This window comes from Kutzneria sp. 744, from assembly GCF_000568255.1.
Classification (GTDB): domain Bacteria; phylum Actinomycetota; class Actinomycetes; order Mycobacteriales; family Pseudonocardiaceae; genus Kutzneria.
In genome coordinates this window covers 4,713,456-4,728,579 of record NZ_KK037166.1, presented here as the reverse complement: position 1 = coordinate 4,728,579, position 15,124 = coordinate 4,713,456, and the positions used below count along the sequence as shown (strand labels likewise).

At 69.9% G+C, this 15,124-nt stretch carries 16 protein-coding genes, 1 rRNA gene and 1 other annotated feature (1 of these 18 running past the window's edge); of the genes, 13 read left to right on the top strand and 4 right to left on the bottom strand.

The genetic code is table 11. The features are described 5' to 3' along the window. Positions 1-291, top strand: a sequence feature (mutual gap in cmsearch alignment for this rRNA model is longer than 100); it begins 1,967 nt to the left of the window's first position. 112 nt (positions 292-403) lie between these two features. The 8 genes from rrf (at position 404) to KUTG_RS20975 (ending at position 7,826) form a co-directional block, all read left to right on the top strand. Beyond that, positions 404-520 (top strand): 5S ribosomal RNA (gene rrf, locus KUTG_RS21005). Between the two features lie 109 nt (positions 521-629). Next, on the top strand, positions 630-1,508 hold the full coding sequence (locus KUTG_RS21000; protein ID WP_043718952.1) for a GNAT family N-acetyltransferase: 879 nt from the start codon (positions 630-632) through the stop codon (positions 1,506-1,508). Further along, positions 1,505-1,636, top strand: a complete 132-nt coding sequence (locus tag KUTG_RS65280) for a hypothetical protein (RefSeq protein ID WP_255360890.1) — start codon at positions 1,505-1,507, stop codon at positions 1,634-1,636. The genes KUTG_RS21000 and KUTG_RS65280 overlap by 4 nt, the downstream gene beginning before the upstream one ends. 16 nt (positions 1,637-1,652) lie before the next feature. After that, positions 1,653-2,399 carry a type 1 glutamine amidotransferase gene (locus tag KUTG_RS20995; protein WP_043730122.1) on the top strand — a complete coding sequence of 249 codons (747 nt, stop codon included), beginning with the start codon at positions 1,653-1,655 and terminating at the stop codon, positions 2,397-2,399. A 109-nt stretch (positions 2,400-2,508) separates the two neighbouring features. Continuing rightward, on the top strand, positions 2,509-3,645 hold the full coding sequence (locus KUTG_RS20990; RefSeq protein WP_043718951.1) for an inorganic phosphate transporter: 1,137 nt from the start codon (positions 2,509-2,511) through the stop codon (positions 3,643-3,645). After that, a complete protein-coding gene (locus KUTG_RS20985) occupies positions 3,642-3,866 on the top strand; it encodes a hypothetical protein (RefSeq protein ID WP_043718950.1) in 225 nt (74 codons plus the stop codon). The genes KUTG_RS20990 and KUTG_RS20985 overlap by 4 nt, the downstream gene beginning before the upstream one ends. A 58-nt stretch (positions 3,867-3,924) precedes the next feature. Then, a complete protein-coding gene (locus KUTG_RS20980; RefSeq protein ID WP_043718948.1) occupies positions 3,925-6,870 on the top strand; it encodes a bifunctional [glutamine synthetase] adenylyltransferase/[glutamine synthetase]-adenylyl-L-tyrosine phosphorylase in 2,946 nt (981 codons plus the stop codon). Positions 6,871-6,893: 23 nt separating this feature from the next. Beyond that, the gene (locus KUTG_RS20975) at positions 6,894-7,826 is read left to right on the top strand and encodes an NADP-dependent oxidoreductase (protein WP_043718946.1); all 933 of its coding nucleotides are present in this window, start codon (positions 6,894-6,896) and stop codon (positions 7,824-7,826) included. A gap of 45 nt (positions 7,827-7,871) precedes the next feature. Here the strand turns inward: KUTG_RS20975 and KUTG_RS20970 are convergent, their stop codons facing one another. The 3 genes from KUTG_RS20970 to glnA form a co-directional block, all read right to left on the bottom strand. Then, a complete protein-coding gene (locus KUTG_RS20970; protein ID WP_043718944.1) occupies positions 7,872-8,099 on the bottom strand; it encodes a vWA domain-containing protein in 228 nt (75 codons plus the stop codon). Positions 8,100-8,137: 38 nt separating this feature from the next. Further along, positions 8,138-8,449, bottom strand: a complete 312-nt coding sequence (locus KUTG_RS20965; protein ID WP_043718943.1) for an Imm32 family immunity protein — start codon at positions 8,447-8,449, stop codon at positions 8,138-8,140. A 167-nt stretch (positions 8,450-8,616) separates the two neighbouring features. Beyond that, positions 8,617-10,041, bottom strand: a complete 1,425-nt coding sequence (glnA, locus tag KUTG_RS20960) for a type I glutamate--ammonia ligase (RefSeq protein ID WP_043718942.1) — start codon at positions 10,039-10,041, stop codon at positions 8,617-8,619. Positions 10,042-10,225: 184 nt separating this feature from the next. Here glnA and KUTG_RS20955 point away from each other — a divergent pair, with 184 nt between their 5' ends. Then, positions 10,226-10,693 carry an RDD family protein gene (locus KUTG_RS20955; RefSeq protein WP_043718940.1) on the top strand — a complete coding sequence of 156 codons (468 nt, stop codon included), beginning with the start codon at positions 10,226-10,228 and terminating at the stop codon, positions 10,691-10,693. A gap of 251 nt (positions 10,694-10,944) precedes the next feature. Here the strand turns inward: KUTG_RS20955 and KUTG_RS20950 are convergent, their stop codons facing one another. Continuing rightward, the gene (locus KUTG_RS20950; protein ID WP_043718939.1) at positions 10,945-11,676 is read right to left on the bottom strand and encodes a DUF4191 domain-containing protein; all 732 of its coding nucleotides are present in this window, start codon (positions 11,674-11,676) and stop codon (positions 10,945-10,947) included. 82 nt (positions 11,677-11,758) lie between these two features. Between KUTG_RS20950 and KUTG_RS20945 the strand changes: the two genes are divergently transcribed. The 4 genes from KUTG_RS20945 to KUTG_RS20930 all read left to right on the top strand — a co-directional run bounded on the left by KUTG_RS20945 (position 11,759) and on the right by KUTG_RS20930 (position 15,015). Continuing rightward, complete coding sequence (locus KUTG_RS20945; protein ID WP_043730121.1) at positions 11,759-13,849, top strand: ATP-dependent DNA helicase UvrD2; 2,091 nt, start codon at positions 11,759-11,761, stop codon at positions 13,847-13,849. Between the two features lie 163 nt (positions 13,850-14,012). Continuing rightward, positions 14,013-14,231 carry a hypothetical protein gene (locus KUTG_RS20940; protein ID WP_043718937.1) on the top strand — a complete coding sequence of 73 codons (219 nt, stop codon included), beginning with the start codon at positions 14,013-14,015 and terminating at the stop codon, positions 14,229-14,231. A 170-nt stretch (positions 14,232-14,401) separates the two neighbouring features. Next, a complete protein-coding gene (locus KUTG_RS20935) occupies positions 14,402-14,785 on the top strand; it encodes a WhiB family transcriptional regulator (RefSeq protein WP_043730119.1) in 384 nt (127 codons plus the stop codon). Beyond that, entirely contained in the window at positions 14,782-15,015 is a 234-nt protein-coding gene (locus KUTG_RS20930) for a hypothetical protein (RefSeq protein WP_043718936.1), read from the top strand. Before KUTG_RS20935 ends, KUTG_RS20930 begins: the two co-directional genes overlap by 4 nt. Positions 15,016-15,124 lie beyond the last annotated feature (109 nt).

The following is a 15,124-nucleotide window of genomic DNA, read 5'->3' as shown; positions in this document are numbered from 1 at the left end:
AGTTCGGTCCCTATCCGCCGTGCGCGTTGGAGATTTGAGGAAGGCTGTCCCTAGTACGAGAGGACCGGGATGGACGGACCTCTGGTGTGCCAGTTGTCCCGCCAGGGGCATGGCTGGTTGGCTACGTTCGGGAGAGATAACCGCTGAAAGCATCTAAGCGGGAAGCTTGTTCCAAGATGAGATCTCCTACCTCCTTGAGAGGGTAAGGCCTCCTATAGACGATGGGGTTGATAGGCCAGAGATGGAAGCCCTGTAAGGGGTGGAGTTGACTGGTACTAATAGGCCGAGGGCTTGTTTACAAAGACGCTTCGCATCCACTGTGTGGTTCTGAGAGAACCAATCAGGCATCACCTGTAGGGCTTCGGCCTGGCGGGTGGGTGTTTGTGGGATTCTTTCATAGTGTTTCGGTGGTGTTAGCGGAGGGGAAACGCCCGGTCCCATTCCGAACCCGGAAGCTAAGCCCTCCAGCGCCGATGGTACTGCACTCGTGAGGGTGTGGGAGAGTAGGACGCCGCCGGACAAAATTTGGGAACCCCCCAGATCTGCAGAAATGCAGATCTGGGGGGTTTTCCTATTTCTGGACCAAAAATCAGTCGCGGAGCCGGCCGGCGCCTGGGCACAGTGGCGGCATGGAGGAGACCAGGTTCTACGACGACGTCGCCGGCTTCTTCGCGGTGACGCGAGACCTGTACGAGGCCGAGCCCGTCCGGCACACGACCGTGCTCAGCGTGATCCACGCACTGAGTGATGCGCCACAGGCCGACGCCGCACCGCCGGTGCTGATCAGCCTGCACGGCAACGACGGCGCCCTGCGCGGAGCCGCGCTGTGGACCCCACCCTGGCCACTGGCGTTGAGCGGCATCCACTGTGACGACGTTCCCCTGCTGGTCAAAGAACTTCTCTCCAGCCACCCGGAGCTCGACTCCGTCATGGGCCCGCGTGACGTTGCCGACTCCTTCGCGGCCGCCTGGTCCGCCGCCACCTCCCGCCCCGTCCGCACCATCCTCGATCTTCGGCTCTACCGCCTCGCGGATCTCGTTGTCCCCCAAGTGGATGGCCGGGCTCGCATCGCCACCGTCGACGACGTCGATCTCCTCGCCCAGCACGATCGCGCCTTCTCCCTCGAAGCCAACGCCCACCGCACCCACACCCTCGCCGAGGCCGCCGACGGCGCTCGGCGTCTCTTGGCCTTGGGTGCCGGCTACGTGATCTGGGAGGTGGACGGCGTGCCAGTAAGCAGCGCCGCAGCCAAGGTCCCCACCGCCGGCGCCTCCCGCATCGGCCCCGTCTACACACCCCCCGAGCACCGCCGCCACGGCTATGGCGCCGCCGCCACTGCCGCCGCCGCCCAGTGGGCCCAAGCTGTTGGCGCACAAGAGGTCCTTCTCTACACCGACCTCGCCAACCCCACCTCCAACGGCGTATACCAGCGCATCGGCTTCCGCCCCGTCTCCGACTACGTAGAGCTGGCCTTCGACCCGCCTGGCCGCCGGGATCCAGCGGCGTGACTCTCCTACGCCCGCCGGATCTCGTCACCCCGACTCCGATCGGGGTAGCCAACCGCACCGGTTTCTACCCGCTCGCCGACTGCGTCGAGGTGGTGCTGGCCTTCGAGTCCGCCAGGCGGCGGGATTAGGCTCAGTGGTGTGACTCTGCCTCGCCTGCTCGTCATCCAGCCCTCCGACCACGATCCGGTGGGGCGCCTCGGTGACTGGCTCACGGAAGCCGGCGCCGAGCTCGACGTCGTGGCGCCGGCGCGGGAAGAGCTGCCGGCGCTTGACGGGTACCAGGGACTGGTGTGCCTCGGCGGCGCCATGGGGGCGCTGGACGACCGCGAGCATCCGTGGCTGTCGGACGTGAGGCTGCTGCTGTCCAAGGCGGTGGCGACGAAGGTGCCGACGCTGGCGGTGTGCCTGGGGGCGCAGCTGCTGGCGGTGGCGACCGGCGGACAGGTGCGGCGCGGCAAGGAGGGCCCGGAGGTCGGGGTGCTGCTGGTGGCCAAGCGGGATACCGCCGGGCGGGATCCGTTGTTCGCGGAGCTGCCGCTGACGCCGGATGTGCTCCAGTTCCACCATGACGAGATCGTCATGCTGCCGCCCGGCGCGGAACTGCTGGCGTCCTCGCCGCGATACCCGAATCAGGCATTCCGGGTCGGTTCGGTGGCCTATGGCGTGCAATTCCATATCGAGACGACGCCGGAAATCGTGCTGAACTGGGCGGCGCTGGCCCCCGATGAAGCGGCGCTGGCCCGCCCCGGCCAGCTCGAACCGGCATATCTGGCCGAGGCGCACGTCACCATGGCCGAGGTGTGGCAACCGTTTGCGCAGCGGTTCGTGCAGCTCAGTGCCGGAGAGCTGGAACCGGCCCTGGGCAGTGTCAGAACACTGCCACTGGTGTGATAACGCGCGGTCACTGTACGTTCGCGGTGTGACGCCCACTTGGTCGTCTGTCACCCCATCCGACGTGGGGTAGCGTTCCACACATAGTTGCCCACCGGCGGAGGAATTGGTGGACGTCCCCCTACTGGTCGCCGTTGTTGTGCTGACGGCTCTGGCCTTCGATTTCACAAACGGCTTCCATGACACGGCCAACGCGATGGCCACCTCGATCGCGACCGGCGCATTGCGACCACGAGTCGCCGTCGCCATGTCCGCTGTGCTGAACCTGGTCGGCGCGTTCCTGTCCGTCGAGGTGGCCAAGACCATCTCGGGCGGCATCGTCGACGACCTCAAGATCACTCCCGCGGTGGTGTTCGCCGGCCTGGTCGGCGCCATCATGTGGAACCTCATGACCTGGCTGGTCGGCCTGCCGTCCAGCTCCTCCCACGCCCTGTTCGGCGGCCTGATCGGCGCCACCTGGGTGGCCTCGGGCGCCGACGCCGTGCACTTCGGCAAGGTCGTGGAGAAGGTCCTGATCCCGGCCGTCGCCTCGCCGGTGATCGCCGGCCTGATCGCCATGGCCGCCACCTACCTGACCTACCGCCTGACCCGCACGGCCGACCGCAGAGTCGTGTCGTCGGGTTTCCGCGTCGGCCAGATCGTGTCGGCGGGCCTGGTCTCGCTGGCCCACGGCACCAACGACGCGCAGAAGACGATGGGCGTGATCACGCTGACGCTGATCACCGCCGGCGCGCTGCCGGCCAACGCCGGCCCGCCGGTGTGGGTGATCATCAGCGCCGGCACGGCGATCGCGCTCGGCACCTACTTCGGTGGCTGGCGCATCACGCAGACTCTGGGCAAGGGCCTGACCACCATCGACGGACCGCAGGGCTTCGCGGCACAGACCAGCGCGGCGGCGGTCATCCTCACGTCCTCGCACCTGGGCTTCGCGCTGTCGACGACGCACGTCGTCTCCGGCGGCATCCTGGGCGGCGGCCTCGGCCGCAAGGCGTCGAACGTGCAGTGGAACACCGTGGGCCGCATGGTCAGCGCGTGGGTGCTGACGCTGCCGGCGGCGGCCGTGGTGGGTGCCATCGCCAGCTCGATCGCCAGCACCGGTGCAGTCGGCGTGGTGATCGTGGCCGTCCTCGGCATCGCCGTCGCGGCCGGCATCTACGTGGCCTCGCGCCGCAAGCCGGTCACGGCCGACAGTGTGGTCAACGACGACGTGGCGCCTGAGCCCGAGCCGCTGAAGGTGGCGGCATGAGCATGAACTGGGCGGCGCTCGGCGAAGTCTTCGTCGTCGGCCTGGTCTCGGTGGCCGCGTTGGTGGCGTTGTTCGCCATGGGCATTCGCGGCGTCTCGCAGCGGGTGACGGCCAGGGCCCAGGGCGGCTCCGGCGCAGCCGGCCTGACTCTCGCGGTCTTCTGCTTCGCCGCGTGCGGCGCCGTGGTGCTCGAAGGCCTGTACCTGATCGTCGCCCGCTGAGGCGAGCGCACGACAAGATGACGGGACCCCGGCCGGTGGGACTACGGTTGGGCCCGTCATGACAGATCCACGGTCCACGTCCTCGCCGGCCAGGTTCGGTCTCACCGATCCGCGAGCAGAGGAAATCCTCCACGCCGGCGGCTGGTGGCGCGGAGGTCCGGTTGAAGGTGCCGAGCTGGTGCTCGGCGCCTTGTCGCGTAGCCCCGACCCGGACCTCGCGTTGCAGAGCCTGGACCGGCTGCGGGAGGCCGCCGGCACGCAGTGGCCGGCCCTCGCCGAGGCACTGAACACCGACGGTGCCTTCCGTGGCCGCCTGATCGCCGTGCTGGGCTCGTCGACGACGCTCGGCGACTTCCTGGTCGCCAACCCCGACGAATGGCGGCGGCTGAGCGCGGAGACCGTGCCGGCCGCCGACTACACGGCCCACCTGCTGCGATCGGTCGAGGAGGGCCCGAACGAGGTCCGACAGCTGCGCCGGGCCTACCGGGGGCTGCTGCTGGACATCGCAGCCGCCGACCTGGGGCACCTCGTGCAGCCCGAGATCGCCGAGCGTGGCTACGAGCAGGTCGCCGAGCAGCTGTCCGACCTGGCCGCCGCGGCATTGCGGGCATCCCTCGCGCTGGCCGCGAAGCAGGTCGGCAAGCCGTCCACGCTCGCGGTGATCGCGATGGGCAAGTGCGGTGGCCGCGAGCTGAACTACGTCAGCGACGTCGACGTCGTTTTTGCCATCGACAACGACGACGACCTGCCGACCGCGACCCGGCTGGCCAGCTCGATGATGCGCATCGCCGGTGAGGCGTGCTTCGAGGTCGACGCGGCGCTCCGCCCGGAGGGCAAGGCCGGCGCGCTGGTCCGCACCCTGGACGGCCACGTCGCCTACTACAAGCGCTGGGCCCGCACCTGGGAGTTCCAGGCGCTGCTGAAGGCACGCCCGATCGCCGGCGACGAGGAGGTCGGCCGTCGCTACGTCGAGGCGCTGGCCCCGATGGTGTGGACGGCGGCCGGGCGCGAGAACTTCGTCGTCGACGTCCAGGCCATGCGACGGCGGGTCGAGGAGCACGTGCCGAAGGACATCGCCGAGCGGGAGCTGAAGCTGGGGCGCGGCGGCCTGCGGGATGTGGAGTTCGCGGTCCAGCTGCTGCAACTTGTGCACGGCCGCTCCGACGAGGCGCTGCGCTCGCCCACGACCATGGCGGCGCTCGAAGCGCTGGGCTCGGGCGGCTACGTGGGCCGGGCCGACGCCGCCGGTCTGGCCGAGTCGTACCGATTCCTGCGCACACTGGAGCACCGGCTTCAGTTGCAGCGCCTACGGCGGACGCACACGTTCCCGGCCGATGACGACCGACCGGGCCTGCGCTGGCTGGCCCGGTCGGCAGGGCTCTACCCGGACGGACGGCGCGCGGCGGCCGACGTCCTGCTGGCGGAGTTCCGGCGGCACGGCAACCGGGTGCGTCGTCTGCACGAGAAGCTCTTCTACCGGCCGCTGCTGGAGGCCGTCGCCCGCGTGCCGACCGAGGCGATGCGGCTGACGACCAAGGAGGCGACGGCCCGCCTCGCCGCCCTGGGCTACACGGCGCCGGACGGCGCGCTCCGGCACATCGAGGCGTTGACGTCCGGGGTGTCGCGGCGTGCGGCGATCCAGATGACGTTGCTGCCGGTGCTGCTCGACCTCCTGGCCAACACACCGGATCCGGACGGCGGGCTGCTGGCGTATCGGCGGGTGTCGGAGGCGCTGGCCGACACCCCCTGGTACCTGCGTCTGCTGCGGGACGAGGGGGCCGTGGTCGAGCGGCTCGCCGTTGTGCTGAGCACGTCGAAGCTGGTGCCGGACCTGCTCGTGCGCGCCCCCGAGGTGCTGCGGCTGCTGTCCGACACGGCCTCGCTGGCGCACCGAAACCCTGTCGAGGTGGGGATTTCGCTGCGCAGCGCCGTGGGCCGGCACGCCGACCTCACGCAGGCGGTCGCGGCGGCGCGGTCGCTGCGTCGGCACGAGCTGCTCCGTGTGGCCTGCGCCGATCTGCTCGGGCTGATCAAGGTCGAGGAGGTGTGCGCGTCGCTGTCGGGAGTGTGGCTGGCGGTGTTGCAGTCGGCTCTCGACGTGGCGCTCCGGTCCTCCGACGGTGCCCCGCCGCCGGCGACCATCGCGGTGATCGGCATGGGCCGGCTCGGCGGCCGTGAGCTCGGTTACGGGTCGGACGCCGATGTGCTGTTCGTGTGCGAGCCCCGCAACGGGGCCACCGAGGCCGAAGCCGTGAAGTACGCCAACGGCATCGCCGGGGCCGTGCGGCGCCTGCTCGCCGCCCCCAGCCAGGACCCGCCGCTCGAGGTCGACACCGATCTCCGGCCCGAAGGCCGCAACGGGCCGTTGGCCCGGACCCTGGACTCCTACCGTGCCTACTACGCGCAGTGGTCGGAAGTGTGGGAGGCGCAGGCCCTGTTGCGGGCCAGCGCCGTGGCCGGCGACGAGGACCTCGGACGCCGGTTCTGCGAGATGGTCGACCCCGTCCGCTATCCGGCCGGCGGGCTCGACCCGGCGATGGTGCGCGAGGTCCGGCGGATCAAGGCCCGGGTCGACGCCGAGCGGCTGCCGCGGGGCGCCGATCCGGCGACGCACACCAAGCTGGGCCGGGGCGGGCTGGCCGACGTCGAGTGGACGGTGCAGCTGCTCCAGCTCCAGCACGCCGGCGACGAGCCGCGGCTGCGCACGACGTCGACGACCGAGGGCCTGGCCCACGCCGCCGAGCTGGGCCTGATCACCGAGTCCGACGCCGAGGCGCTGACCTCGGCGTGGCTGATGGCGACCCGGGCGCGCAACGCCGTGACGCTGGTGCGGGGCAAGCCGACCGACCAGGTGCCGACCTCGGGACGTGAGCTGGCCTCGGTCGCCGCCGCGCTCGGGTATCCGCAGGGCACTGATCCGGGGGAATTCCTGGACGACTACCGGCGGACCACGCGCCGCGCGCGCAGTGTGGTGGAGCGGGTCTTCTACGACGACCCGCAGTGACCCCAACTGGAGGATGAGCCCACGTGAAGGCAATCGCTCAGAACGAGTTCGGCGACGCGGGCGTGCTGTCGCTCCAGGAGCTGCCGGATCCGCTGCTCGGCCCCGACCAGGTGCTCGTGGCCGTGCGGGCGGCGAGCGTGAACCCGGTGGACTGGAAGATCCGGCAGGGCTACGTGCAGGGCTCGCTGCCGCACCACTTCCCGCTCATCCAGGGCTGGGACGCGGCGGGCGTGGTCGTGAAGGCGGGCCCGGCGGCCGACGGCTACGAGCCCGGTGACGAGGTCTTCGGCTACCTGCGCAAGGACCACGTGCAGAACGGCACGTTCGCGGAGCTGGTGGCGGCGCCGGAGCGGGGCCTGGCCCACAAGCCGGCCGGCATCACCTTCGAGCAGGCGGCCGCGCTGCCGCTGGCCGGGCTGACGGCGTTGCAGCTGCTGAAGAAGATCGGCGTGGGCGAGGGCGACACGGTGCTGGTGCACGCCGCGGCCGGCGGTGTCGGGCACCTGGCCGTGCAGATCGCCCGAGTGCTCGGCGCGACGAAGGTGGTGGGCACGGCGTCGGAGCGCAATCACGACTTCCTGCGCTCGCTGGGCGCCGAGCCGGTGACCTACGGCGAAGGCCTGGAGGACCGGGTCGCGGCGCTGCTGGGCGGCGACGGCAAGGTCGACGCGGTGGTGGACCTGATCGGCGGCGACGCCCTGAGCGTGTCGCCGAAGCTGGTGCGCGATGCCACCCGGATCGGGTCGATCATCGAGGACCGCGTCCGCGAGACCGGCGGCAAGTACGTCTTCGTGAAGCCGAACAGCGAGCAGCTGGCCTGGCTGGGCGAGCTCACCGCATCGGGCGACATGACGGTGGTGATCGAGAAGGTGTTCCCGCTGGCCGAGTCGGCCGACGCGCAGCGCCTGGTCGAGGCTGGCCACGTGCGCGGCAAGGTCGTGGTCTCGGTGCCGTGAGCCTGGGCCGGGGTGGGGCGCTCGCGCGCCCCACCTCGAGCGCTTTCAGGCCACCTCGGCCTCGCCGTCGGCCTCCGCCTCGGGAACGCTGGCGAAGATGTCGACCACCCACTCCTCGACGAACGAGCCGTCGTCGGAGTCGGTGTCCGGGACGATCCGGTTGGACAGCGCGACACCCAGACCAAGAAGGTCGGCGGCGCGCACCGCCTCGGTCGCCTCGGAGGCGGAGTCGAAGAAGTGGGTGGACAGCAGGTTCGTGTCATTTTCGGCCACGGGCGTGACACTAGAGGGTCCCCCGTCGGCCCCTGCTGTCAGCCTGCCTGCTCGATCCGCACCGGTAAGGAGCCGCGGTCGATCTCCAGCATGAAGTCGTCGATGCGGTGGTGGTAGCGCTGCGGCACGTCCGCCTCGGCCAGTGCCAGCAGCTGCGTGGCCAGGCCGCGCAGGCCCGCCTTGTCGCCCCGGATGACCACCTCGCCGTGCGGGGTGACGTCGAAGCTGAGCCGGTAGTTCGCCGGCCAGGCCCGGTTCAGGCCGCGCACCGCGTCGTAGACGGGAACGGCGACGACCACCTCGCGGGTGGACTCCACCTGCTCGGACTGCGCGGGAACGGGTTCGGCCATCTCGCCACCTCCAGCATCACTGCTGTTCATCCAACCCGATCGAGGCGATCGTTTTGTTACGCCTGTGTCACTTTTCCTTTGTGTCCCAAGCAAAAGCCGGGCCCGTGAGAACACGGACCCGGCTTCGGCGCGACGTCTGGCTGCGGCGGGGTGAACCCCGCCGCGGATCACACGTCGTAGTACAGCGCGAACTCGTACGGGTGCGGGCGCAGCCGCAGCGGGTCGATCTCGTTCTCACGCTTGAGCGCGATCCAGGTCTCGATCACGTCCGGCGTGAACACGCCGCCCTCGAGCAGGAAGTCGTGGTCGCGCTCCAGGTTGTCCAGCACCTCGCCGAGCGAGCCGGGCACCTGCGCGACCTCGCGGGCCTCCTCGGGGGGAAGCTCGTAGAGGTCCTTGTCGACCGGGGCCGGCGGCTCGATCTTGTTCTTGATGCCGTCGAGGCCGGCCATCAGCATGGAGGCGAAGGCCAGGTACGGGTTGCCCGACGAGTCGGGGCAGCGGAACTCGACGCGCTTGGCCTTCGGGTTGTTGCCGGTGATCGGGATCCGGATGCACGCGGAGCGGTTGCGCTGCGAGTACACCAGGTTGACCGGGGCCTCGAAGCCGGGCACCAGGCGGTGGTAGGAGTTCACCGTCGGGTTGGTGAAGGCCAGCAGGCTCGGCGCGTGGTGCAGCAGGCCGCCGATGTAGTGGCGCGCGGTGTCGGACAGGCCGCCGTAGCCGGACTCGTCGTAGAACAGCGGCGCGCCGTCCTTCCACAGCGACTGGTGGCAGTGCATGCCGGAGCCGTTGTCGCCGAACAGCGGCTTGGGCATGAAGGTCGCGGTCTTGCCGGCCTGCCACGCCGTGTTCTTCACGATGTACTTGAACAGCTGCAGGTCGTCCGCGGCGTGCAGCAGCGAGTTGAACTTGTAGTTGATCTCGGACTGGCCGCCGGTGCCCACCTCGTGGTGCGCCCGCTCGACGGTGAAGCCGGAGTCGATCAGGTTCAGCGTGATCTTGTCGCGCAGGTCGGCGAAGTGGTCGGTCGGGGAGACAGGGAAGTAGCCGCCCTTGTACTTGACCTTGTAGCCCTTGTTGCCGCCCTCCTCGTCCGCGCCCGTGTTCCACCAGCCGGCGCTGGAGTCGATCTCGTGGAAGGAGGCGTTCTCGGCGCTGTCGAAGCGCACCGAGTCGAACAGGTAGAACTCCGCCTCGGCGCCGAAGTAGGCCGCGTCGGCCACGCCGTTCTCCGCGATGAACAGCTCCGCCTTGCGCGCGATGTTGCGCGGGTCGCGGCTGTAGGGCTCGCGGGTCAGCGGGTCGTGCACGAAGAAGTTGACGATGAGGGTCTTCTCGATGCGGAACGGGTCGATCCGCGCGGTCGCCAGGTCGGGCAGCAGCATCATGTCCGACTCGTGGATCTGCTGGAACCCGCGCACCGACGAGCCGTCGAAGGCCAGCCCCTCGGCCATCGCGTCCGCGTCGAACGCCGCGGCCGGCACGGTGAAGTGCTGCATGATGCCAGGCAGGTCGCTGAACCTGACGTCGACGAACTTCACTTCCTCGTCGGAGATGAAGCGCAGGACCTCGTCGGGATTGGTGAACACCCTCGTTGGCTCCTTCGGCTCGTAACCTGTCCCGGCACGTCGCCGGCTTTTTCCGTGACGAAACTAGGCGTGTGGTGTTGCCCGTCAGTCACCCGGGTGTTTCGCGGGTGTTAACGAGACCGCGAAAAGGCTAGTCGCGGACCTCACCGCCACCGTGCTGTGACCACGGCCTTACCCTGGAGGAGTGAACAGGTGGACCGGTTCGTGGATGTCCGGGCCGCGCGCGGCCACCGAGCCCGCCGCCGGCGGCCGTTCGGAGCACCGCTACCGCGGTGAGCGCTTCGGCCTGCCCGAGACCGGCGTCGGCTCCATCCCCTCCACCGCCCGCCGCGCGGTGGCCATGCTCATCGACTGCCTGCTGTCGGGCCTGATCACCGGCCTGTTCACCATGCCCGACCTGCCCCGCAACTGGAGCATCCTCACCTGGTTCGTCATCGGCGTGGTGGCCGTCTCCTTCTTCGGCTTCACCCCCGGCATGTACGCCATGGGCGTCCGCGTCGCCCGCATCGACGGCTCCGCCATGGTCGGCGTCCCCCGAGCCGTGCTGCGCACCTTCCTGTCCGGCCTGATCATCCCCGCCGTCGTCTGGGACTACGACTACCGCGGTCTGCACGACCGCCTGGTCGGCACGGTCGTCGTGCGCATGCGGTGACGCGCTCCCTCTCTTTCTCTCCCTGAACAGAGCGAAGGCGGAGCCAATCTTGTTCAAGCGGTTGCGAAGGTAGCACGATTTTATGGGCTGTTCAGATCCCTCAATTCGATGACCAAGTGAAGACAAGGCTAGCAGAGCAAGATAGACGTTTGCTGGTGCGCTTCGATCTTACCGGACCGAGTAGATAAACGACGCACTACGGGAAACATTTTGACCAAGGCCGCCTTCGTGTCGGCTGTGTTCGTGTTCCGTCAGCGGCGGCGCAGCGTGCGGGCCACGTTCCGCATCTTGGCGCCCTGCGGGAGCGGGCCCTTGGGCAGCGCGGCCCCGCGGCTGGCCAGGGCAGCCATGCCCTTCTCCAGACGGTCGACGTCGGCCTTCGAGATGTTGCGGGGCAGCTTGGTCATGTGCTGCTGGAGCTTGCGCAGCGGGACCTCGCCCTCGCCGTTGCCGACGATGATGTCGTAGATGGGGGTGCTGCCCACGACCCGGGACAGCCGCTTCTTCTCCTGCGCGAGCAGGGACTTCACCCGGTGCGGCGCGCCCTCGCCGACCAGCACGACGCCGGGCAGGCCCAGCACGCGGTGCACGGCGTCGAGCTGCGTGGTGCCGGCCACGGCCTGCGTGACCCGCCAGTTGCCGCGCAGGTTGTCCAGGGCCCACGCGGCCGCGCCGCGCTGGCCCTCCGCCTTGCTGTAGACGTTGCGCGACACGCGTCGTCCGAACAGCAACACAGCGGCCAGGGCGCCGAGCACGACGCCAGGGCCGAGGAACAGCCACTGCATGTCCCAGATCAGGCCGACCAGGAACGCGACGGCGGCGATGCCCACCAGAGCCGCGACCATGAGCGGCACCAGGGCCTTGTCCTCGCGGCGCTGCATCTTGAACGCCTCGAAGATCTGACTGCGCCGAGCCCGCGACTCCGCGCGCCGAGCGCGTGCCGCCTCCTTGGCGGCCGCCTTGTCGTCCTGCTTACCAGCCATGTGTCCAGGATAAGGCCGGTGGACGGACCGGTTCCGCCCCGCTCCGCATTTTCTGTCGGAGGGCTCTGCGAGGATGCGGGTCATGGACGCCGAAGGTCGACTCCTCGAAGACCTGGATCCGGACCAGCTCGGAGCGGTCACCGCACCTCGGGGGCCGGTGTGCGTGCTGGCCGGGGCGGGCACCGGAAAGACTAGGACGATCACTAGGCGCATCGCCTACCTCGTCGACCGGGGGCACGTCGCGCCGGGCCAGGTGCTCGCCGTCACCTTCACCAAACGCGCGGCCGGCGAGATGCGGACCCGGCTGCGGGCGCTCGGCGTGAGCGGCGCCCAGGCGGTCACCTTCCACGCGGCGGCCCTGCGTCAGCTGCGCTACTTCTGGCCGCGGGTCGTCGGCGACGCCCCGTGGGAGCTGCTCGACGGCAAGCTGCGGCTGGTCGGCCAGGCCGCCAACCGGGTCGGGGCGCCGACCAGCGCGGAGTCGTTGCGGGACCTGGCCAGCGAGATCGAGTGGGCCAAGGCCTCGCTCGTGACGCCGGACGACTACCCGGTGGCGGTGTCCAAGGCTCGGCGTGACGTGCCGCTGCCGGCCGAGCAGATCTCCCGGGTCTACCAGGGCTACGAGCAGCTCAAGACGCGGGCGCGGATGCTCGACTTCGACGACCTGCTGCTGCACACCGCGGCGATCCTGGAAGAGCACTCCGACGTCGCGGTCGAGTTCCGCGACCGGTACCGCTGCTTCGTGGTCGACGAGTACCAGGACGTGACGCCGCTGCAGCAGCGGGTGCTCGACGGTTGGCTCGGCGGCCGGGACGACCTGACCGTGGTCGGCGACGCCAACCAGACCATCTACTCGTTCGCGGGCGCCTCGCCGCGGCCGCTGCTGGACTTCCCCCGGCGGTTCCCCGAGGCCGTGGTGGTGCGCCTTGAGCGTGACTACCGGTCGACGCCCGAGGTGGTGTCGCTGGCCAACCAGGTGATCGGGGCGGCGCGGGACCGGCCGGCCGGGTCACGGCTGCGGCTGATCGGGCTGCGGCCGCCGGGGCCGGTTCCGATGTTCTCGGAGTTCGACGACGAGCCCACCGAGGCGCAGGCGGTGGCCGAGCGGGTCGGGGCGCTGCTGCGCAACGGCGTGGCGGCCAGCGAGATCGCCATCCTCTACCGGGTCAACGCCCAGTCGGAGGCCTACGAGCAGGCGCTGACCGAGAAGCAGATCCCGTACCAGGTGCGCGGCGGCGAGCGGTTCTTCGCCCGGCCCGAGATCCGGCAGGCGATGATGTCGCTGCGGTCGGCCGCCGGTGGGGCGCCGACGGCGGAGCTGCCTACCGTGGTCCGCGAGGTGCTCAAGCCGCACGGCCTGTCGCTGGAGCCGCCGACCGGTGGGGCGCAGCGGGAGCGCTGGGAGTCGCTGCTGGCGCTCGTCGAGCTGGCCGAAGAGCTCGACTCGGTGACGCCGGGCGCCGACCTGGCGCGGTTCGTGGGCGAGCTGGAGATGCGGGCCGAGGCGCAGCACCCGCCGACCGTGGAGGGCGTCACGCTGGCGTCGCTGCACGCGGCGAAGGGGCTGGAGTGGGACGCGGTGTTCCTCATCGGGCTGACTGACGGCACCGTGCCGATCCAGCACGCCGACACCGACGAGGCGGCGATCGAGGAGGAGCGCCGGCTGCTGTACGTCGGCGTCACCCGGGCGCGTGAACATCTGTGGCTGTCCTGGTCGCTGTCGCGGACTGCGGGCGGCCGCCGGAGCCGCCGTCGCAGCCGTTTCCTCTACGGGCTGCTGCCCGAGGACCACCCGGCCGCGCGATCGATCGGCGGCGCGAGCCGGGAGGCGGGGCCGGCGCGGCGAGCCGTCCGGGTCGAGTGCCGGGTGTGCGGCGACGCACTGACGAGCACGCCCGCGATCAAGCTGGGCCGCTGCGCGACCTGTCCGTCCGATGTGGACGAGGAGCTGCTGGAACGCCTGAAGAAGTGGCGTGCGGCGCGGGCCAAGCAGTTGAGGGTTCCTCCGTACGTGGTGTTCACGGACACCACGCTCACCGCCATCGCCGAGCAGCGGCCGGCCGACACCGGCGGCCTGGTGGCCATCTCCGGCATCGGCCCGAGCAAGCTCGACAAGTACGGAGCGGACGTTCTCGCCCTGGTCAAGGGCGGTGCGGGTGTAGGCTCCACCTGACCGCCAAGAAGTTTCGGCGGAACTTTTCAAAAACCGGTTGCACGCCCCTGCGCAGGGGCAATAGCCTGCATAGGCGGGGCGCGAGACGCCCTGACAAGACGAGAACCGACACGGTGTCACTGGCACATCGGCACTACGAGACCCTGGATGGGAGGCGGACGGCATGGGCAGCAACGGAATCAACATTCTGGTCGCACCGGCCTATCCGCTGGCCGGGGCTCTTGCCATGTGCGGCAACGACAGCACCAGTGGTGTCTCCGTCGATCAGACCTGGCCTCGGACGGCCGGCCTGGTCGAGCGCGCCCTGACCAATGGTCAGCCGGCGTTCGTCAAGGTCCGCAAGCACGTTCTTCTCTGGTCCGCGCAGGAGCGAAGTACCTGACCGCAGCGTCAGGCACTACGGCTCACTAAGGCCGCGGACCCGGGAACGGGACCGCGGCCTTTGTGGTTTTTCGGCACAACTCGAACGGCAGGGACATGCACGCCCCGACGTACGACAGCACCACCGCCACCACCTGCATGAGCACCACCGAAACCGGGAGGAAGTCCACCATGTTCACCGCCACCGTTCCGATAGAGGGAACTGTGCTGCCCGACTTCGCCGCGCCCACCGGCGCCGGAGTGGCCGAGCTGCTCGACACCGCGCCGGGTGCCGGGCTCGACCTGCCCTGCCGGGCCAACAACCCGGACCTGTGGTTCGCCGACGCTCCCGCCGAGTTGGAGCAGGCGAAGTCCCTTTGCGCCAGCTGCCCCGTCCTGACCGAGTGCCTTGCCGCCGCTCTCGCCCGGCGTGAGCCGTGGGGCGTCTGGGGTGGCGAGATCTTCGAGCGTGGCGCGGTCATCCCGCGCAAGCGGCCCCGTGGCCGTCCGCGCAAGAACGACCGCCTCGCCGAGGCGGGCTCGGGCACCACAGGAAATCAGGAGGCCGCCGCGTGAACACCGCCAGCTACACCACAGACATCCCGATGATCATGGATCGCAAACCTGAGGGGACCTCGTTCATGTTGCTCGACCAAGAACTCGCACGAATCCGATTGCATGAAGTACGCCTGGTAGCCGAGGAGCAACGCTTGGCCCGCCGGCTGAGCGCCACCACCCGGTGGCGCAAGGTCGCCGGCTGGGCCGCCAGGCGCGCGGAGCGGGCTTCATCCCGGTACGTCGCCTGACAGTGTTGAATTGCGCCGCCTTCGGCGTCGCGGGCTCGGCCCCCGAGTAGCCGATGCTCTGCCTTTGCCGCGCGTTCCGCGCGGGCGAGGCCGCTCGTGACCGGTGCCT